Annotated in this window: 20 protein-coding genes; 7 read left to right on the forward strand and 13 right to left on the reverse strand. The window is 69.2% G+C overall.

Going from position 1 to position 18061, the window contains the following annotated elements; genetic code table 11:
* Positions 1–34: 34 nt before the first annotated feature.
* The 6 genes from ACLJRM_RS10140 to ACLJRM_RS10165 all read right to left on the reverse strand — a co-directional run bounded on the left by ACLJRM_RS10140 (position 35) and on the right by ACLJRM_RS10165 (position 4403).
* Entirely contained in the window at positions 35–901 is an 867-nt protein-coding gene (locus tag ACLJRM_RS10140) for a hypothetical protein (RefSeq protein ID WP_410662870.1), read from the reverse strand.
* Entirely contained in the window at positions 898–1836 is a 939-nt protein-coding gene (locus ACLJRM_RS10145; protein ID WP_410662871.1) for a hypothetical protein, read from the reverse strand. The genes ACLJRM_RS10140 and ACLJRM_RS10145 overlap by 4 nt, the downstream gene beginning before the upstream one ends.
* Before the next feature lie 9 nt (positions 1837–1845).
* Positions 1846–2532 (reverse strand): HAD hydrolase-like protein, encoded by a 687-nt coding sequence (locus ACLJRM_RS10150; protein ID WP_101613406.1) that lies wholly within the window; start codon positions 2530–2532, stop codon positions 1846–1848.
* A gap of 71 nt (positions 2533–2603) precedes the next feature.
* Positions 2604–3014 (reverse strand): secondary thiamine-phosphate synthase enzyme YjbQ, encoded by a 411-nt coding sequence (locus ACLJRM_RS10155; protein ID WP_101609575.1) that lies wholly within the window; start codon positions 3012–3014, stop codon positions 2604–2606.
* Positions 3015–3019: 5 nt separating this feature from the next.
* Entirely contained in the window at positions 3020–3829 is an 810-nt protein-coding gene (locus ACLJRM_RS10160; RefSeq protein WP_410662872.1) for a DUF3626 domain-containing protein, read from the reverse strand.
* A gap of 10 nt (positions 3830–3839) precedes the next feature.
* Entirely contained in the window at positions 3840–4403 is a 564-nt protein-coding gene (locus ACLJRM_RS10165; RefSeq protein WP_101609574.1) for a helix-turn-helix domain-containing protein, read from the reverse strand.
* A 40-nt stretch (positions 4404–4443) separates the two neighbouring features.
* On the opposite strand from ACLJRM_RS10165, the gene ACLJRM_RS10170 reads away from it, so the two are divergent.
* Positions 4444–4965, forward strand: coding sequence for a GNAT family N-acetyltransferase (locus ACLJRM_RS10170; RefSeq protein WP_410662873.1), 522 nt, complete (start codon positions 4444–4446; stop codon positions 4963–4965).
* Between the two features lie 231 nt (positions 4966–5196).
* Here the strand turns inward: ACLJRM_RS10170 and ACLJRM_RS10175 are convergent, their stop codons facing one another.
* The 5 genes from ACLJRM_RS10175 to ACLJRM_RS10195 are packed head-to-tail and all read right to left on the reverse strand — an operon-like array spanning position 5197 to position 9601.
* On the reverse strand, positions 5197–5841 hold the full coding sequence (locus ACLJRM_RS10175) for a response regulator transcription factor (RefSeq protein ID WP_101613403.1): 645 nt from the start codon (positions 5839–5841) through the stop codon (positions 5197–5199).
* Between the two features lie 16 nt (positions 5842–5857).
* Complete coding sequence (locus tag ACLJRM_RS10180) at positions 5858–7120, reverse strand: sensor histidine kinase (protein WP_410662874.1); 1263 nt, start codon at positions 7118–7120, stop codon at positions 5858–5860.
* A gap of 47 nt (positions 7121–7167) precedes the next feature.
* Positions 7168–7371 (reverse strand): hypothetical protein, encoded by a 204-nt coding sequence (locus ACLJRM_RS10185; protein WP_101609572.1) that lies wholly within the window; start codon positions 7369–7371, stop codon positions 7168–7170.
* Between the two features lie 10 nt (positions 7372–7381).
* Positions 7382–8497 (reverse strand): fatty acid desaturase family protein, encoded by a 1116-nt coding sequence (locus ACLJRM_RS10190; protein WP_101609571.1) that lies wholly within the window; start codon positions 8495–8497, stop codon positions 7382–7384.
* A 12-nt stretch (positions 8498–8509) separates the two neighbouring features.
* Complete coding sequence (locus ACLJRM_RS10195) at positions 8510–9601, reverse strand: ferredoxin reductase (RefSeq protein WP_101609570.1); 1092 nt, start codon at positions 9599–9601, stop codon at positions 8510–8512.
* An 89-nt stretch (positions 9602–9690) separates the two neighbouring features.
* Between ACLJRM_RS10195 and ACLJRM_RS10200 the strand changes: the two genes are divergently transcribed.
* The 5 genes from ACLJRM_RS10200 (at position 9691) to ACLJRM_RS10220 (ending at position 14116) form a co-directional block, all read left to right on the forward strand.
* Positions 9691–10347, forward strand: coding sequence for a TetR family transcriptional regulator (locus tag ACLJRM_RS10200; RefSeq protein ID WP_410662875.1), 657 nt, complete (start codon positions 9691–9693; stop codon positions 10345–10347).
* A gap of 226 nt (positions 10348–10573) precedes the next feature.
* Positions 10574–11692: a Re/Si-specific NAD(P)(+) transhydrogenase subunit alpha gene (locus ACLJRM_RS10205; protein ID WP_410605564.1), complete on the forward strand. Its 1119-nt coding sequence runs from the start codon at positions 10574–10576 to the stop codon at positions 11690–11692.
* Complete coding sequence (locus tag ACLJRM_RS10210) at positions 11692–11991, forward strand: NAD(P) transhydrogenase subunit alpha (RefSeq protein WP_007032801.1); 300 nt, start codon at positions 11692–11694, stop codon at positions 11989–11991. The genes ACLJRM_RS10205 and ACLJRM_RS10210 overlap by 1 nt, the downstream gene beginning before the upstream one ends.
* Positions 11988–13373: an NAD(P)(+) transhydrogenase (Re/Si-specific) subunit beta gene (locus tag ACLJRM_RS10215; protein ID WP_101609567.1), complete on the forward strand. Its 1386-nt coding sequence runs from the start codon at positions 11988–11990 to the stop codon at positions 13371–13373. Before ACLJRM_RS10210 ends, ACLJRM_RS10215 begins: the two co-directional genes overlap by 4 nt.
* A complete protein-coding gene (locus tag ACLJRM_RS10220) occupies positions 13370–14116 on the forward strand; it encodes a lipoate--protein ligase family protein (protein ID WP_101609566.1) in 747 nt (248 codons plus the stop codon). Before ACLJRM_RS10215 ends, ACLJRM_RS10220 begins: the two co-directional genes overlap by 4 nt.
* Positions 14117–14197: 81 nt before the next feature.
* On the opposite strand, the gene ACLJRM_RS10225 is transcribed toward ACLJRM_RS10220, so the two are convergent.
* On the reverse strand, positions 14198–14914 hold the full coding sequence (locus tag ACLJRM_RS10225; RefSeq protein ID WP_410662876.1) for a histone-like nucleoid-structuring protein Lsr2: 717 nt from the start codon (positions 14912–14914) through the stop codon (positions 14198–14200).
* 157 nt (positions 14915–15071) lie between these two features.
* On the opposite strand from ACLJRM_RS10225, the gene ACLJRM_RS10230 reads away from it, so the two are divergent.
* Entirely contained in the window at positions 15072–16445 is a 1374-nt protein-coding gene (locus ACLJRM_RS10230) for a dihydrolipoyl dehydrogenase family protein (protein ID WP_410662877.1), read from the forward strand.
* Here the strand turns inward: ACLJRM_RS10230 and ACLJRM_RS10235 are convergent.
* Positions 16442–17899, reverse strand: coding sequence for a hypothetical protein (locus ACLJRM_RS10235; RefSeq protein ID WP_410662878.1), 1458 nt, complete (start codon positions 17897–17899; stop codon positions 16442–16444). The genes ACLJRM_RS10230 and ACLJRM_RS10235 overlap by 4 nt on opposite strands.
* Positions 17900–18061 lie beyond the last annotated feature (162 nt).

Consider the following 18061-nt stretch of genomic DNA (forward strand, 5'->3'; position numbering starts at 1 on the left):
CCGGCACGGGACCCATATTTCCCTTAGGGGAGTGCTACTCGCGACGGATGCTCTCACCCATCTTGAGGACGATGTCCCTGGCTACCGGGTCGGGGATCTCCTGGTCCGCCAGCACCAGGAGGACGTGGTAGCGGCCGGAACCGGGCAATGCGGACAGGGGCAGGGCGATCGCGGTGATCGCGACGGACGGGGCCGAGCACGGCCCGTCCGCGGCGGGGACGACGGTGGTGGTCACGGAGGTGGCGATCGTGCCGCCGTCGAGGACGGTCACCGGTCCGGCCTCGCCGATTTCGGTCTTCGGGGCCCGCCCGCCGCTGATGGAGCCGTACGCGGCCGCGGCCCAGCGGAGGGTGGTTTCTTCCGCCGCTTGGGCGAGGCTTCCGACCTCGCCCTCGTCGATGGTGGTGAACCCCGCCATCGCGCGTGCCGAGAGGTCGGAGCCGGGGCAGAAGTCGCGCTGGTACCGGGCGACGCCCTGCAACGTGACGAGTTCGCCTGCCGGTGTCTCGTACCCGACCGCGACGTCGGGTTCTTCGAGTTTCCAGTCCGGCGGGACGTCGAAGACGAGCGGGTGATCGTCGGACAGCACGGGCTGCCAGCCCTCGATCACGGGCTCGATCCGGCCGGGTGACTCCGGGTCCGGCAAGGCGAGGTCCCGCGCGGGCGGCGGCGGGGCCGCGGTCCTGGCCTGGTAGGTCGCCGTCGTGCCGACGACGAGTACGACGATCAGTCCGATGATGCCCAGCGCGGGCAGGAGACGGGGGCGGCGTCGGGCCGGGACGGCGTCCTGGACGGCCGGTAGCGGCCTCGTCTGTTCGGCTTCGTCTTCGAGCGGCTGCCCGGTGAGCGGATCGACGAACCACAGTCGCGGTTCGCCGGGGTGCCCACCGGGGCCGGTCACTGCTGCGGCCTCAAGCTCGCGAGGATCTTCTGGGCGTCCGCGTCGGGCAGCGCGTCGGGCGTTCCCTGGTCGAGGGCCATGACGAAGCAGATCGTCTGGTCGCCGGACTTGAACGCGGCCGAGGTGATCTTCACGCTCGGCGCCCGGCACTCCTCGGTCTCGGACGGGGTGAACGTCCCGGTCGAACTGACCGCCTGGATCGACCCGCCCGCGATCGGGACCTGCTTGATCTCGGGCAGCGGGACATCGGCCTTGCCGGTGGCGGACTGGATCCAGAGCCGGACGGCGCCCCTGGCGGCGTTCTCGACCGGGATCTGGTCCGCGGTGGCGAACCCGACGACGCCGCGGTTCGAGCCGCGGGCATCCGGGCAGGCGCCGAGTTTGTAGGTCGACGCCTCGTGGACGACCATCTTGAACTCGCCCTCCTCGTACCCGACGAGCTGGCCGGGCTTGATCTCCCAGCCGGATGCGGGCAGGTCGTAGGCGACCTTGTCCTTGGCGGACAGGACCCCCTGCCAGCCGGGTGTCGTCGAGGGGACTTTGTTGTCCTTCGGCGCCCCGCTGCTCGTGGGCGGCGGTTTCGACGCCGAGGACGACGGCGGAACCGGTGCCGACGACGGCGGCGGACCGGCCTGAGGCTGGGGATCGTCGCCGTCACGCAGGACGAAGAAGAGCGTGGCACCGACGGCGATGACCAGGACGAGCGCGCCGAGGCCGATCCACAGGCCCTTCTTGCTCTTCTTCGGCGGTTCCGGCGCGAAGCCCTGGTACGTCTGCTGCGGGAACTGCTGGTACCCCTGGTACTGCTGCTGGGGATCCTGCGGGTACTGGCCGTACTGAGGCGGGCTCTGCGGCGGATACCCCTGCTGCGGGGGTTGCTGCTGGTAGGGCTGCTGCGGTTGCTCCGGCCAGCCGTTGCCGCCTGGGTATGCCATGGAGCGAGCTTAGTTGGCGCTCCCGAGTACGGCCGTGCGCACCGCTGCCAGGTCGGACAGGTCGCCGAGGACGGTGTGGGCGCCCGCGTCGGCCAGTTCCTCCGCGCTGAACTGCCCTGTCGCCACGGCCACCGCGACGGCGCCGTTGTCGAGCGCGGCCCGGACGTCGTCCGGGGTGTCGCCGATGACGACGACCGAGGTGGGCGCGAACTCGGTGCCGTGTTTGGCCGAAGCGTGGCCGACGGCGGCGGGCACCAGATCGGGCCGGTGCGCCGAAAGCGAGCCGTAACCGCCGATCTCGAAGTCCACGTGCTCGTGCAGGTCGAACGCGGTCAGCTTGTGCACGGAGATCTCCGGCAGGTTGCCGGTGACCAGGGTCTGGACGACGCCGCCGTGCGTGGCGAAGTCGTTCAGCGCGTCCTTGGCGCCCGGGAGCGCGCGGCCGCTCGTGGACAGCGTCGGGGCGTGGCTCTCGGAGACCGCGATCAGCGCGAGCCAGAGCTTGCGCACGTTCTCCTCGGTGGGCTCGACGCCGTGCGAGGTCAGGATGTCGGCGCTGATGGCGCGTTCGGTGCGGCCGCCGAACTGGGGCAGCGCCCGCAGCTCGATACCCGCGACCTCGGCGAGCGCGGTCGTGTACCAGGAGGCGCCCACGCCACGCAGGTCCACGAGGGTCTGGTCGATGTCCCACAGCACGAGCCGGTGCGGAGTAGTCACGCGGCCGACGGTACCGGTGAGCTTGTTCAACGTCTGTTGACTTCTGCTGATCAGCCCTCCAGGAGACTGAAGCGGACGCGCCGGACCGGGTTGTCCAGGTTGGTGTCCACCAGGCAGACCGACTGCCAGGTGCCCAGCGTCATCACCCCGCCGAGCACCGGGATCGTCGCGTACGGCGGCAGCAGCGCGGGCAGCACGTGGTCACGGCCGTGACCGGGACTGCCGTGCTGGTGCCGCCAGCGGCCGTCGCGGGGGAGCAGGTCGTCGAGCGCCGCGAGCAGGTCTTCGTCACTGCCGGCGCCGGTTTCGAGGATGGCCAGCCCGGACGTCGCGTGCGGGACGAAGACGTGCAGGATCCCGTCCTCGGCGTCCGCGTCGCGCAGGAAGGACTCGGCGTCCCTGGTCAGGTCGTGCACCACGGCCACGCTGCCGGTGCGCACCTCGATCTCCGTGGAGTACATGCCCGTCACGGTAGTGCCCCGAAGCGCGCGACGTAGTGCCAAACGCGTTTGAGCGCTTGCTGGTCGACGTCGCGGGCGTCGCCGAGGACACGCGGATCGAGGTGGCCGTCTTCCGCCAGGGCCAGGCCGAGTTCGACGAATTCGGGACCCCGGTAGGCGGGGTGTCGTGCGAGTTCTCGGGTCGACAGGCGGAATCCCGGATGCCATTCGACAGGGCAGCCGAGCCCGAGCGCGGCCTTTTCGACGTCGGTGCCGCGGTGGCTCGGGTCGAGCACGAGGGCTTCGACGTCCGTCGTCAGCTGGACCGGACCGTGGACGTGTGCCTCGATGTAGTCGTCGAGAAGGTCCACGTCGTCCTGATCGGCCAGTGCGATCAGCGCGGAAACCCTGGTGCCGTAACCGAAATCCGCCGGACGCAGGACGCTGTCCGGATAGCAGAACGTCGTCCGCCCGATGGTGTGCGCCGCCATCCGGAAATGGGCCGAGCCGAACCTCGGCGCCCCGCCCACCGCGCGACGCCGGAAGTTGAGCGCCCCGTACTTGGGCCGTTCGGCGGGTGGCGCGTCGTCGTAGGCGCCGCCGAACATCCGGCTCTCCCACCGCCAGCGGTCTCCGCCGGGGTACGCGGTCAAGCCGCCGTTGCTCGTCCCCGTCTCGAACTGGTTGCGGTAGAAACCGTCCTCGGCCATCGCGGCCAGGAGCGACCGTCCGTCCACTGTGGATCTATCGGGATGGAAGTGCAGTGTCACCGGCAGTCCGGCCTCGTGCCCGCCGCGTGCTTTCGCCGCGACGTGGGAGAGGGCCGGGGATCTCATCACCCGAGTATCAGGCGTGCCGCCGGGCGAGGGCGACCAGATATCGGACCGGTCCGGCCGTCGGGTTGACGTAGGCGCACGGCTGCGGAGTGCCGAGCTGCAGGCAGTCGCCCGCGTCGAGTTCGTGCTCGACGTCGCCCTCCCGGAACCTCAGATGCCCGTCGAGCACCCAGATCTGGTGGTGGGTCAGCGCGTAGGTGTGCGCGGGGAAGGCGACTTCGGCGCCCGCGGGCAGCACGACCTCGACCAGTTCCAGCGGCCCGCCGAGCGACGGCGACACCGCGCGGCGCACGTAGCCGGTGTCAGGGTCGGTCCAGGTCGGCTGATCGGCCGCGCGCACGAGCCGCCGGTCACCGTGTTCGGCGCGCGCGATCAGCTCGGACAACGTCATCCCGAGCGCGGCCGAAAGCCTGCTGAGCAGGACCGCCGTGGGCTGCGCCTCGCCGCGTTCGATCTTGCCGATCATCGCCCTGGACACGCCCGACATCTCGGCGAGGGCATTGGCCGAGAGGTTCTGGTCGAGTCTCGCGGACTGGAGCGTCGCGGCGAGCGACGCGGACAAGGGATCCGACATGCTGCTCACTATAGTGGCAGCCTCGGTTACTATCGTTGCCATGGTGATCAGGGAAGCGACGGAAGCCGACGCGACGGCGTGCGCGGAGATCTACGCGCCGTATGTCACCGACACGGTGATCTCGTTCGAAACCGAGGCCCCGAAGCCGGACGAGATGGCCGAGCGCATCGCCAGGGCGCAGCGATCACACGCGTGGCTCGTGCTCGAAGACGACGAAGGCCGCGTCGCCGGCTACGCCTACGGAGGCCCTTTCAGCGGCCGCCCTTCCTATCGCTGGTCTTGCGAGGTCAGTGTTTATCTGGAGCTCGGCCGCCGGAGGACCGGCGGCGGGCGGGCGCTCTACCAAGCGCTGCTGGACAGGCTGGCGTCGCGCGGCTTCCGGAACTTCTGCGCGGGGATGGTGCTTCCGAACGACGCGAGCGCCGGGCTGCACGCGGCGATGGGGTTCGAGCCGGTGGGGACCTACCAGCGGATCGGGTACAAGCACGGGGCCTGGCGGGACGTCGCTTGGGTGCAGCTGTGCCTGCCGGAGGTGGACGGGGTGCCGGTGGAGCCGCGGTAGGGCGTGGACGCGCGCCGGTTGGTCGTGAGCGGCGATTCGGGTTGAGCGGACCGGTATTTGGTTACCTGCGCCTGACCAGGGCGAATGGGAAGTTTCGGCGGCGACATGTTCGAGTGTGAAGGATTTGGGACGTTGAGTGTCCTGATTCCTTCACCGTCGAGTGGGGAAGATTCCGGAGACCGACATCGGCGGCCCGCTCGCCGAAGTCGTCGCGAAACGGGAAACCCTGCTCTAGGACTCCAGATACCGGAGCACGGCGAGCACCCGCCGGTTGTCCCCTTCGGACTGGGGCAGCGCCAGCTTCCCGAAGATGCTCGACACGTACTTCTCCACCGAGCCCGCCGAAAGGAACAGCGCCGTCGCGATGGCCGAGTTCGACCGGCCCTCGGCCATCAGACCCAGCACCTCCCGCTCCCGCGGGGTCAGCCCGGCGAGCGCGTCCGTCTTCCGCGTGGCGCTGAAGAGCTGGCTGACCACCTCGGGGTCGAGCACGGTCTCGCCCTCGGCGACGCGGCGAAGCGCGTCGAGGAAATCCGACACCTCCGCGACGCGGTCCTTCAGCAGGTAGCCGACACCGCCCGCGCGGTCGGCCAGCAGTTCCGTCGCGTACTGCGTCTCGACGTACTGCGAGAAGAGCAGGATCGCGCACCCCGGCATTTCCGCGCGCAGCGCGATGGACGCGCGCAGGCCTTCGTCGGTGTGCGTCGGCGGCATCCGGATGTCCACAATGGACACGTCCGGCCGGTGTTCGCGGACCGCCGCGCACAGGCTGTCGCCGTCGGCGACGGCCGCGACGACCTCGTGCTCCCGAAGGTTCAGCAGTTCGACCAGCCCCGCCCGCAGGATGGCCGAATCCTCCGCGATCACGACGCGCACGCCGCCCCCCATGTTCCTATGTCCGTAGTGGTATCTCAGCGCTGATCACCGTAGGCCCTCCGGGAGGGCTGTCGATGTCGAGCCTGCCGTCCACCGTCGCGAGCCGTTCGGCGATCCCGGCGAGGCCGCCGCCCCGCACCGGCCTCGCCCCGCCCTCGCCGCCGTCCCGCACGACGAGCCGCAGGCCGTCACCGAAGATACCCACATCGACCTCGATCGCGGCCGAAGTGTGTTTGGCGGCATTGGTCAGCAGTTCGGCGACGGTGAAGTAGGCGATGGTCTCGATCGACGGCGACGGCCTGCTCGGCAGGGTCACGGTGATCCGCGCGTCGATGCCCGAGCCCGCGGCCAAAGTGGACAGTGCGACGTCGAGGCCGGCGTCGAGCGCGGCGGGGTGGATGCCGCGGGCGAGGTCGCGCAGTTCGACCAGTGCCTGTTTCGCGTTGGCGTGCGCGGCGGTGACCAGGGCGGTGACCTGCGCGAGGTCGCCGTCACCGGCCAGTTCGTCCTTCGCGATGCCGAGCTTCATCGCCAGCGCGACCAGCTGGGCCTGGGCGCCGTCGTGCAGGTCGCGCTCGATCCGGCGGAGCCGCCGCGTCGCGTCGTCGACGGCGGTCGCCCGGCTGCGTTCGAGGTCGCGCACGCGTTTGGAGAGGTCCTCGGCGCCGAGGACGCCGCGTACCAGCAGGCGGTCGAGTTCGGTCAGGCCGTGGACCACCCACGGCGTCGCCAGCAGCACGGCCAGCCCGGTGAGGGCGAGCGGCAGGGTCAGGAGCCAGGTGTCGACGCGGAGGTCGAACGTCGGCATGGCTTCGCCGTTCAGGGTGAACCAGAACAGCGGGTACGTCAGCGTGCTGACGGCGTATGTGAGCAGCGTCGCGACCAGGAAGAACTCGATGAACGACAGCGGCAGCCGGATCACCAGGTAGGCGATCGACCGCCAGCCGATCGGATCCCCGATCTTGCTCTTGACGCCGTTCCACAGACCCGGCCGCAGCTCGGGCCGGGTTGGCGGGGTGACCGTGGTCCCGAGCAGGGCCCGCGCCAGGGCGATATGCGCGGCGCCGATCAGCCGCGCGCCCGCCAGGACACCGATGAGCACCGGCAGCCCGACGGTGAGCAGGCTCAGGCCGATCCCGAGGACCAGCCCGACGACGACGAGCGCGACGAACACCAGTGTCAGCGGCGCGCCGATGATCACCCACGCCAGTTCCGCCCAGTACGCGCGGCTCAGCTGTGCGCCGAGGACGCGTCGTGGCAGAGCGAAGCGGGTGGTCACGGCTTCACCTTGCCGCGACCACCCGCCTCGTGCCCATCCAGGTTTCCCTAGTCTTCGCGGTGCTCTTCGTCCGCCTGCGCCCGCTGGGACGCCTCGCGCATCTCGATGACGTCCGTCAGCCAGTCGCCGGTCTCGCGGGCGATGTCCCGGATCGCGCCGGTGATGATCGTCGCGATGTTGCCGATGTGGGTGGCCGCCGACTCGGTGACCTCTTGGACCACGTCCTTGGTGCTTTCGAACTGACCGACCATGTCAGACACCTTAAGCCGCTCGGAGGGTCTTGTCGCTCTCCACGGTAGCGGGAGTGCGGGGTTCACCGTTCCAGGGCATGGCGAGTTTCACGATCTTCTTGGCCACCGAGAACAGCTGCTTGTGCAGGGGGCCGGTGTTGTACGGCAGGCCGTACTTCTCGCAGATAGCCCGCACCTCGCCCGCGATCTCCGGGTAACGGCGCGCCGGGATGTCCGGGAAGAGGTGGTGCTCGATCTGGTGCGAGAGGTTCCCGGTCATGATGTGGAAGAGCTTGCCGCCGGTGATGTTCGCCGAGCCGAGGATCTGCCGCAGGTACCACTGGCCCCGCGACTCGTTCTCGGTCTCCTCCTCGGTGAAACTCTCGACGTCGGCGGGGAAGTGCCCGCAGAAGATGATCGAGAACGACCACAGGTTGCGGGTCAGGTTCGCGGTCGCGTTGCCGAGGAAGGTCAGCGGCGCGAGCGGACCGGTCAGCAGCGGGAAGAGCACGTAGTCCTTGCCGACCTGGCGACCGGCCTTCTTGAGCATCTTCAGGCCGACCTCCTTGTTGTCCGACCACTTGCGCTCGCCCTTGACGATGCGGTCGAACTCGAGGTCGTGCAGCATGACGCCCCACTGGAACATGAACGCCAGCGCCACGGCGTACACCGGGTTGCCGAGGTAGTACGGGTGCCATTTCTGCGCCGGGTCCATCCGCAGGACGCCGTAACCGATGTCGCGGTCCTTGTCGAGGATGTTGGTGTAGGTGTGGTGCATGTAGTTGTGCGAATGACGCCAGTTCTCGGCGGGCGCGACGTTGTCCCACTCGAACTTCTGCGAGCTCAGCGCCGGGTCACGCGTCCAGTCGTACTGGCCGTGCATGACGTTGTGGCCGATCTCCATGTTGTCGAGGATCTTCGCCACCGAAAGCGCGGTCACGCCGGCGATCCACGCGGGCGGGAAGAACCCGGCGAACAGCAGCCCGCGGCCCGCGACCTCGAGCGCGCGCTGGGTCTTGATGACGTTGTGGATGTAGTCGACGTCGACCTGGCCGAGATCGGCGACGATCCGTTGCCGGATCTCGTCCAGTTCGCGGCCGAACTCCTCGACCTGGGCGGGGGTCAGTTTGTCCTGCAAGCCTGTCATCTCGGCTCCCTTCTAAGCGTTGATCTCGACGTCCCCGACCGGGACGGAGATGCAGAGCTGGATCTCTTCGTTCTCTTCGCTGGAGGTCTCGCCGGTCTTGGCGTTCCGCACACAGCCCGACGTCTTGACCTGCGTGCAGGAGAAGCAGATGCCCATCCGGCAACCGTGTTCCGGGCTCAGCCCGGCGTCTTCGGCCTGCTCCAGCAACGGCTTCCCGGAGTTCTCGAACTCGCGGCCGCTGCGTGCGAACCGGACCTGTCCTTCGGCGTTCTCGGTGTCGAACGTGAGCGCCGGCGGCGTGAACTCCTCGGTGTGCAGATGTGCGCCGAGGCCGTCGGCCTCGAACGCCTCGCGGACCGAATCCATCAGCGGCTTCGGACCGCACAGGAAGGTCTCGGCGTCGGGGTACCAGGGGACGGTCTCCGCGAGGTGATCCTTCGAGAAGAACCCGTGCAGGTCGCCGCCGGTTTTCGTGTGAGTGAACGCGTGTACCAACCGCAGGCCGGGCAGACGGCGGGCCAGGTCGGCGAGCTCGGCGCGATAGAGCGCGTCTTCGGCCCCGTTGGAGTAATGCAGGAAGGCGATGTCGCCCTCGTGGCGCTCGTCGGCCAGCGTGCGCAGCATCGACAGGACAGGCGTGATCCCGCTCCCGCCGCTCACCAGCAGGATCCGCCGCGGCCTCGGCGAGGGCAGCGTGAACTCACCGTCCGGAGTGGACAGACCGAGCACTGAGCCGATCGTGACCGTGCGGTTCAGGTGCCGTGAGACGAGGCCCTGCGGATCGGCCTTGATGGTCAGTTCCAGTGATCCGTCGTGCTCCGAACCGGCGGGCGAGTAGCAGCGGGTCCGGCGGACGCCGTCGATCTCGACGGTCACCCGCACGTACTGGCCCGCGACGTGCCCGCGCCAGGCGCGGCTCGGCCGGATGGTCAGCGTGACCGTGTCGGGCGTCTGCCGCCGGACGCCGGTGACCAGGCCGCGGATTTCGCGGCGGACCAGCATCGGGTCGACGAGTTCGAGGTAGCGGTCCATTCCGTGGGGCGTGAGCAGGGCCTCGGCCAGCGAGGCCAGCCGCCTGGCCCTGCGCGGTACCAGTGCCGTCATCACATCTCCAGAATTCAGTGAACGCTTGTACACTGAACAGTGAAGTGGCGATGGTCCCGCTTGTCAACGCGAGAGGAGGGCGATGTGACGTGGGTGATACCGCGGAGGCGATTACGCTGTCGGTCGTGACAACTGAGCCCGTTTCCAGGCAGGAGCGCAAACAGCGCACGCGTCAGGCGCTGCTGGACGCGGCGCTGGAACTGGTGGCGGAACGAGGGTTCTCCGGGCTGAGTCTGCGCGAGGTGGCGAAACAGGCCGGGATCGTGCCGACGGCCTTCTATCGCCATTTCGCATCGATGGACGAACTGGGCGTCGCGCTGGTGGAAGAGTCGATGCGCACCTTGCGCACGATGATCCGCTCCGCGCGCACCAAGCCCGCGGCGTACAACGACATGATCCGGACGTCCGTGCGCATCCTGCGCGAGCACGTGCGGGCGCACGAGGCCCACTTCCACTTCCTGACCAGGGAGCGCTACGGCGGCACCGGTCCGGTCCGGCAGGCGATCGGCTTCGAACTCAAGCTCTTCGTCAGCGAACTCGCCGTCGACCTCGCGCGGTTCGACAATCTTCGCGAATGGCTGACCGAGGATCTGCACCTGCTGGCCGACCTGATCGTGACGACCATGCTCACGACGGTGCTGGAACTGCTCGAAGCGCCTTCGCGTGACGACGAGATCGGCCGCACCGCCGAACGGCGGCTGCGGTTGATCTTTCTGGGGGTGCCGAACTGGCGCAGCGTTCCGTGATGCGGAAAGTCGTTGCTCCGTAAGTGTCATAAGGGGTCCCCATAGGACGGCAACCGTCCTATGGGGACCCCTTATGACGTCGCACACCTGGATCGATGGCTGGATCGATCGTGATGAGCGATGTCACGGAAAGATGCCGTCCGGATACGTTCAGCCAGGAAAGTTGTCGGTCGGACGTGGTAAACAGTGCGGGTTCGTGTGGTCCTCTCCAGCGAGGAGGTCGCCTGTGGCGGCAGAAAACGAGCAGCTCACGGTCGGTGTTGTCCGGGAGACCGGACAAGGTGAACGCCGCGTCGCGCTGGTACCGAAGCTCATCGAGCGCGTCTCAGGACGCGGACTGCGGGTGGTGGTCGAGCCCGGTGCGGGCGCCGGCGCGCTGCTCGCCGACGAGGTCTTCGAGCAGGCGGGCGCGGTGATCGGCGATCCGTGGGATGCCGACATCGTGGTGAAGGTGGCGCCTCCGAGCGCGGCCGAAGTCGCGAAGCTCAAGCAGGGCACCATCCTCATCGGCTTCCTGAATCCCCGGGCCGATCCGGACGGGATAGCGGCGCTGGAGTCGGCGGGCGTCCGCGCCTTCGCCGTCGAGGCGATCCCCCGGATCTCGCGCGCGCAGGCCATGGACGCCTTGTCGTCACAGAGCAGTGTCGCGGGTTATCGCGCGGTTCTGCTTGCAGCGGAGAAGCTCACCCGCTTCTTCCCGATGCTCACCACCGCGGCCGGAACGGTGCCGCCGGCGAAGGTGCTCGTGCTCGGCGCGGGTGTCGCCGGGCTGCAGGCCTTGGCGACGGCGAAACGGCTCGGCGCGCAGACCACCGGCTACGACGTCCGGCCCGAGGTCGGCGAGCAGGTGAAGTCGATCGGCGCGAAATTCCTCGCCCTCGGCATCGAGGCGGCCGGTGAAGGCGGGTACGCCCGCGAGCTGACCGAGGAGGAAAAGGCCGAGCAGCAACGCAGGCTCACCGAGGCGATCACGAGGTTCGACGTGGTGATCACCACCGCGCTCGTCCCCGGCCGCAAGGCGCCGATCCTCGTCACCGCCGACGCGGTGAAGGGGATGCCCGCCGGTGGTGTCGTGGTCGACCTCGCCGGCGAGTCCGGCGGCAACTGCGAACTGACGAAACCGGGCGAGGAGATCGTCGAGCACGACGTCACCATCTGCTCGCCGCTGAACCTGGCGGCGGAAATGCCGGCGCACTCCAGCGAGCTCTACGCGCGCAACGTCACCGAGTTGCTGGAACTGCTCGTCGACAAGGAGGGCAAGCTCGCGCTCGACTTCTCCGACGAGATCGTCGCCGGGGCCTGCGTGGCCGGAGCTCGCGATTCCGAAAAGCAAGGGGGCGAGTGATGCTCGTAGGCAGCCTGGCGATCCTCGTACTCGCCGGATTCGTGGGATTCACCGTCATCTCGAAGGTGCCCAACACCCTGCACACCCCGCTCATGTCGGGGACCAACGCCATCCACGGCATCGTCCTGCTCGGCGGGCTGATCGTGCTCGGCCTCGGGGTGGACGGCGTACTGAACAAGATCCTGCTGGTGATCGCGATCGCCTTCGGCACGATCAACGTGGTCGGCGGCTTCCTCGTCACCGACCGGATGCTTTCGATGTTCAAGGCGAAGAAGCCGGAAGACGGTGGTGACAAGTGACGACCTTCATCGCCGTCCTCTACATCATTTCCTTCGCACTGTTCATCTACGGCCTGATGGGCCTGACCGGTCCGCGCACCGCGGTGCGCGGCAACTGGATCGCCGCGGTCGGCATGGGCATCGCGGTGATCGCGACGCTTTTGACGCCCGGTATGAGCAACTGGCTCTTGATCGCCCTCGGCGTCGCGATCGGTGTCGTCGTCGGCGTGCCGTCCGCGCGCAAGGTCAAGATGACCGCGATGCCGCAGATGGTGGCGCTGTTCAACGGCGTCGGCGGCGGGGCGGTGGCCCTGATCGCCTGGGTCGAGTTCCGCACCACGGAGGGCTACGCGCACGAGCCCGCGTACGTCGCGATCGCGTCGCTCTTCGCCGCGATCGTCGGTTCGGTGTCCTTCTGGGGCTCCAACATCGCGTTCGGGAAACTGCAGGAACTCATCTCCGGCCGCCCGATCACCCTCGGCAAGCTGCAGCAGCCGGTGAACGCGCTGGTGCTGATCGCCGCGATCGTCTTCGCGGTCGTCATCGCCACCGGCGGTGACGCCGAACTGCTGATGATCGGCCTGCTGGTCGCGGCGGGCGTGCTCGGCGTGGTGGTCGTGCTGCCGATCGGCGGCGCGGACATGCCGGTCGTCATCTCCCTGCTGAACGCGCTCACCGGGTTGTCTGCGGCGGCCATGGGTCTCGCGCTCGACAACACCGCGCTGATCGTGGCGGGCATGATCGTCGGCGCGTCGGGTTCGATCCTGACGAACCTGATGGCGAAGGCGATGAACCGGTCGATCCCGGCCATCGTCGCCGGCGGGTTCGGCGGTGGCACGGCGGTCGCGAGCAGCGGGTCCGGCGAGGTCCGGCCGGTCCGCAGCACCAGCGCGTCCGACACCGCGATCCAGATGGCGTACGCGAACAAGGTCGTGGTCGTCCCCGGTTACGGCATGGCCGTCGCGCAGGCGCAGCACGTGGTCCGCGAGATGGCGAAGCTGCTGGAGGCCAAGGGGATCACCGTCGAATACGCCATCCACCCGGTGGCGGGCCGGATGCCGGGGCACATGAACGTGCTCCTCGCCGAGGCCGACGTCCCGTACGAACAGCTCAAGGAAATGGACGAGATCAACTCCGAGTTCGCCCAGACCGACGTCGCGCTGGTGATCGGCGCGAACGACGTCACGAACCCGGCCGCGGAGACCGATCCGGGCTCGCCCATCTACGGGATGCCGATCCTCAAGGTGAACCACAGCCGGTCGGTGATCGTGCTCAAGCGCTCGATGAGCTCGGGCTTCGCCGGCATCGACAACGAGCTCTTCTACGATGCGAAGACAAGCATGCTCTTCGGCGACGCCAAATCGTCGGTGGGCGAGATCGTGGAGGAACTCAAAGCACTGTGACCGGTCCCTCGGAAGTCGTCGCTTCGTTCGACGACCCGGCCGACAACCTCGCGTTCGACGAAGCCCTCCTGCGTGCCGCACCGGAGGCGCCGGTCCTGTGGATCTGGCGCAACACCGACAGTGTGGTCGTGGGGCGGGGGCAGAAGATCGAACGCGAGGTCAAGGCCGACGTCTGCGCGAGCGACGGCGTCCCGGTGCTGCGCCGGGCCAGCGGCGGCGGCACGGTGTTCCACGATCCCGGCAATCTCAACATCACCCTCGTCCTGCCGGGGCTCGGTCTCTCGGCGAACGCCGTCAAACCGCTCGAAGCGCTCGGGGAACTGATGACCGCGACGGTGGCCCGGCTCGGGCTGCCGTCGCGGCTCGGTGATCGCGGCCTGTTCGTCGGTGACTCGAAGTTGTGCGGTTTCGCCGTGTTCCGGACGAGAACGGGCTTGCTCGCGCATTCCACCCTGCTCGTTTCGACCGCGGCCGAACGGGTCGGCCGGTACCTCACTTCGGCACCCGCGGATCCCCGTCCGCTCGACTCCCACCGGAGCCCGGTGGCGTCGCTCGCCGAGCATGGCCTGCGCAAAGGTGTTGCCGACGTCACGGCCGCGGTCCGCGCGGCGGCGGCCGCGCAACTGGGTGAACTCACCACCCGGAAGCCCTCGGCGGCGGAGCGGGAGTGGCACCGCTCGCTCCGGCACACGCGGTACCACTACCCGGAATGGCATTCCGAGGGTTCTCAACGGGCTTCTTGATCGGCGACGACGATATCGCCGATAACGAAACAAAAGGCCCCATTCGCTACTCGAGCGAAGGGGGCCTTTTGTTTCGGAGAATTACTTTTCCGTGGCCGAGAAAGTGACGGCGGGCACCTTGCGGGTGGCCCGGCTGGTCTTCTTCGGCTCGGCGGCCTTCTTCACCGGCGTCTTGGCGGCGGCCTTCGGCGCTGCCTTGGCGGCGGTCGTCTTCGCGGCCGCGGCCTTCGGAGCGGCCTTCGCGGTCACCGTCTTGGCGGTGGTCTTCGGGGCGGCCTTGGCCGGGGTCTTCGCCGCGGCGGCGGCCTTCGCGCGGCCGGCCGGAGCCTTGGCGGCGGTGGTCTTCGCCGCGGTGCCGCGGGCCGACTTCGCCTTGGCCGCGGTGGCTTTCGCCGTGGTCTTGGCGGGGGCCTTGGCTTCCGCCTTGGGGGCGGCGGCCTTCGCGGGGGCGGCCTTGGCGGCGGCGGGCTTGCGGCCGGCGACACCCTTCGCGGCGGGTTTGCGACCCGGCTTCGCGGCGGTCTTCGCCTCGGCCTTCGCGGCGGTCGCCGCGGTCTTCGGGGTCGACTTCGCCACCCGCGCGCCCTTGGGTCGCTGCACGACCCGCGGCCGCAGTTTCCGTCCACCGATCCGGCGGCCGCTTTCCACATAAGCACTCAGGATTTCCCGGAGTGCCGTGGCGTTGTCGGCCGAAAGGTCGATGTCGTAAGCGATTCCGTCCAGGCCGAAAGCGACCGTTTCTTCGGCCGCCTCGCCGGTCAGATCATCCAGCAAATGCACAGCAGTGTTCCTGGCCATGAAAAAACCTCCCGCGCTCGATCGTTCTACTGCGTAACCGGCACGGTGCAACCTGAACCCGCGGCTGATGACTCACGCAGCGACACGAGGATAGCGGCAGGTTGCGCGAAGCTGCGCGGTGGTGTGCGCTGAATGCATGTCAGCACAGACTTTTGACGTGATCGTGATCGGAGGCGGCCCGGTCGGCGAGGTCGCCGCCGAACGAGCCGCGCGTGGCGGTCTTCAGGTCGCCCTCGTCGAACACGAGCGCTTCGGCGGCGAATGTTCTTACTGGGCCTGCATTCCGAGCAAGGCGTTGCTGCGGCCGGGGAACCTCCTCGCCGCCGCCAAACGCGTCCCCGGCGTCCCGGTGGGCGACGCGGTCGACCCGGCCAAGGTGTTCGCGCGCCGGGACTGGTTCACCGGCAAGGGAGACGACACCGGACAGGTCGAGTGGGCCGAAGGGGCCGGGATCGCCCCGATCCGCGGGCACGGCCGGATCACCGGTGAGCGGGAGGTCACGATCGACGGTGGTGACGTGCTGACCGCGCGGCACGCCGTGATCGTCGCCACCGGCAGCGTCCCGCGCACGCCGTCGATCCCCGGACTGGACACCATTTCCCCGTGGGGTTCGCGAGAGGCGACTTCGGCGGAAGAGGTCCCGCGTCGGCTCGGCGTCCTCGGCGGCGGAGTCGTCGGCGTCGAAATGGCGCAGGCCTTCGCCACCCTCGGCGCCGAAGTCCACCTGATCATTTCGGGGGCGCGGCCACTGCCGCGGCTTCCGGACTTCGCGGGTGACGCCGTCATCGCGGGGCTCCGCGAAGCCGGTGTCACCGTGCACACCGGCTCGGGTCTCGACTCCGTGTCCGCTGTGGACGGTGGTAAGGAATTGGCGCTGAAAGGCGGCGAGCGGTTGCTCGTCGACGAACTGCTCGTCGCCACCGGCCGCGGCCCGGCGACCGGCGGGCTCGGCGTCGAGACGCTCGGGCTCGAAGCGGGCGCGCCGCTCACGACGGACGACAACGGCCGTGTGTCCGCTGTGGACGGTGACTGGCTGTTCGCCGTCGGGGACGTCACCGGCCGGGCGCCGCTGACCCACCAGGGCAAGTACGCCGCCCGGGCCACCGGGGACGCGGTGGCCGCGCAGGCCGCGGGCAAGCCCGTCGACTCGGCCGCGTGGAGCGCGCACAGCGCCACGGCCGATCACCACGCCATCCCGCAGGTCGTCTTCACCGACCCCGAGGTCGCTTCGGTCGGGCTCGCCGGGCCCGAGGAGGGCAAGCCGCACCGCGTCGTCGACATCGACATCGCGGTCGCCGGTTCGTCGCTGCACGCGGACGGTTACGCGGGCAAGGCGCGGATCGTCGTCGACACCGAACGCGGGGTCCTGGTCGGCGCGACCTTCGTCGGGCAGGACGTGTCCGAGCTACTGCATTCGGCGACGATCGCGATCGTGGGCGAGGTCCCGCTGTCGCGGCTGTGGCACGCGGTCCCGTCGTTCCCCACGATCAGCGAGGTGTGGCTGCGCCTTCTGGAGGCGTACGGGCTCTAGCCGTTGACGGGGAGTTCGAGGGCGGCCTTCGCGCCCCGGACCAGGCCGGGATCGTCCGGAGTGGACGGTCCCGGCACCCAGACCACCTGGACCAGCCGGACGGACTTCCCGTCCAGGCCGCTCTGGTAGGCCGCGCCCTCGAACACCGGGACGTCGCCCTGCCATTGATTGGTCTCGGTGGCGATGTCGAGGATTCCGCCGCCGCCGGGAGTGTCCGCGGTCGCTTTGAAGGCGCTCGCCTGCGCGGCGTCCGGGAAGTCCACGACGGCGATCGTCACCGCGGCGGCCCGGCCGTCGATGGAACTGGCGAAGCTGGCCCGTTTGACCGCGGAGCAACTCGTCCGCTGAAGGCTCGACTGGACGTCGCCGTACGCGTGCGACGCGCATTTCTGATCCGCGGCCGACGCCCGCGAGGTGAATTGGATGTTCTCCACCGCACTGCTGCTCGGCGGCGGTGAACTGGTCGCCGGGGTCGGCGGCGGGGGAGTCTGCGTGGACGCGGTGTCGTCACCGCCGGAAGCGACGCTGATGGCCGCGACCAGCAACACGATGAGCAGGCCGATCGCGGCGACCGGGAGCCACTTCACCGTCTTGGACTGGTGCGGTGCCTTCGGCGGGGACTCGGCGGGAGCGGCGGGCGGCGGCGCCTGCCGGACCGGGGGGACGGGTTTCGCGGCGACGGCCTGGGGAGGGGGCTGAGGAAGCGGGGCGGGCTTGGCGGCCTGGACGGGCTTGGCGGGCGGAACGGCCGGTTTCGCCGGTCTTTTCACCTTGCCCGGATGCTGCACCGGAACCGTCGGGGCGATCGCGACGAGCGGGTTCTCGCGGATCACCGTCGGCTCGTCGTCGGAGAAGGCGCTGAACCCTTCCCCGAGCAACATCTCCTCGGGCATCGGCGGCGCGTCCGGGGCGAGCGCGGCGATCAGGTCCCGCGCCTGCTGGACCGATCGGGGCCGGGACGCGGTGGCCAGCGAGACCGTCGCGGCGAGCATCGTCTTCGCCGTCGGGTACAGGACCCGGACCGAGCCCGCGAGATCCGCGGCGGGCTGGTCGACCGTCTCCACATAGGGGCCGACGGCGATGATCGTGCCGATCGGCCCGGCGCCGGGAGCGACGTCCGCGATCTTGTGCGTGCACGCGGCGGACAGTGAGAGCGCGTCGGTGGCCGGGTTGATCGAGGTGTCGCCGTGGACCAGCGGCCAGCCGTCGGCCTTCCACGGGCCGCCGAGCGGGGCTTCGAGTTTCAGCGCCGGGTCCGGCAGGTCGACGCCGATGACGATGAGGACGCCCTTGGGCATGACGACGACCGCTTCGACCGGCCGCCCTTCGACCGGGCTGGCGCCGACCAGGGCGACCCCGCCGACGACGTTGCTGCCCCTGCCGAGTGAAGCCAGCGCGGCGCGGACGTCCTCGGCCACCCGGGACGGCTGTTGAGCGAGGCGAACGAGTCGCACCGAACCCTCCCCATCTCGTCGGTCTCGGTGCACAAAGTAGCGCCTCCATCCGGACTAACGGGCAGACACGTCGCAGGTAGGCGAGGTGATGTTGCGCCGAGAAGTTGTCATGGACGTGAGCGCAGTCACTCATCCGGGTGTACGGCACTGCGCTTTTGACCC

This window comes from Amycolatopsis sp. lyj-84 (assembly GCF_046549075.1).
Taxonomy (GTDB): Bacteria; Actinomycetota; Actinomycetes; order Mycobacteriales; family Pseudonocardiaceae; genus Amycolatopsis.

Coding starts and splice junctions, on each gene's coding strand:
- ACLJRM_RS10160 (WP_410662872.1), bottom strand. CDS start 3,829: ATGAGATCCCCGGCCCTCTCCCACGTCGCGGCGAAAGCACGCGGCGGG.
- ACLJRM_RS10195 (WP_101609570.1), bottom strand. CDS start 9,601: ATGACGGCACTGGTACCGCGCAGGGCCAGGCGGCTGGCCTCGCTGGCC.
- ACLJRM_RS10225 (WP_410662876.1), bottom strand. CDS start 14,914: ATGGCCAGGAACACTGCTGTGCATTTGCTGGATGATCTGACCGGCGAG.
- ACLJRM_RS10210 (WP_007032801.1), top strand. CDS start 11,692: ATGCTCGTAGGCAGCCTGGCGATCCTCGTACTCGCCGGATTCGTGGGA.
- ACLJRM_RS10170 (WP_410662873.1), top strand. CDS start 4,444: ATGGTGATCAGGGAAGCGACGGAAGCCGACGCGACGGCGTGCGCGGAG.
- ACLJRM_RS10155 (WP_101609575.1), bottom strand. CDS start 3,014: ATGTACTCCACGGAGATCGAGGTGCGCACCGGCAGCGTGGCCGTGGTG.
- ACLJRM_RS10165 (WP_101609574.1), bottom strand. CDS start 4,403: ATGTCGGATCCCTTGTCCGCGTCGCTCGCCGCGACGCTCCAGTCCGCG.
- ACLJRM_RS10190 (WP_101609571.1), bottom strand. CDS start 8,497: ATGACAGGCTTGCAGGACAAACTGACCCCCGCCCAGGTCGAGGAGTTC.
- ACLJRM_RS10145 (WP_410662871.1), bottom strand. CDS start 1,836: ATGGCATACCCAGGCGGCAACGGCTGGCCGGAGCAACCGCAGCAGCCC.
- ACLJRM_RS10185 (WP_101609572.1), bottom strand. CDS start 7,371: ATGGTCGGTCAGTTCGAAAGCACCAAGGACGTGGTCCAAGAGGTCACC.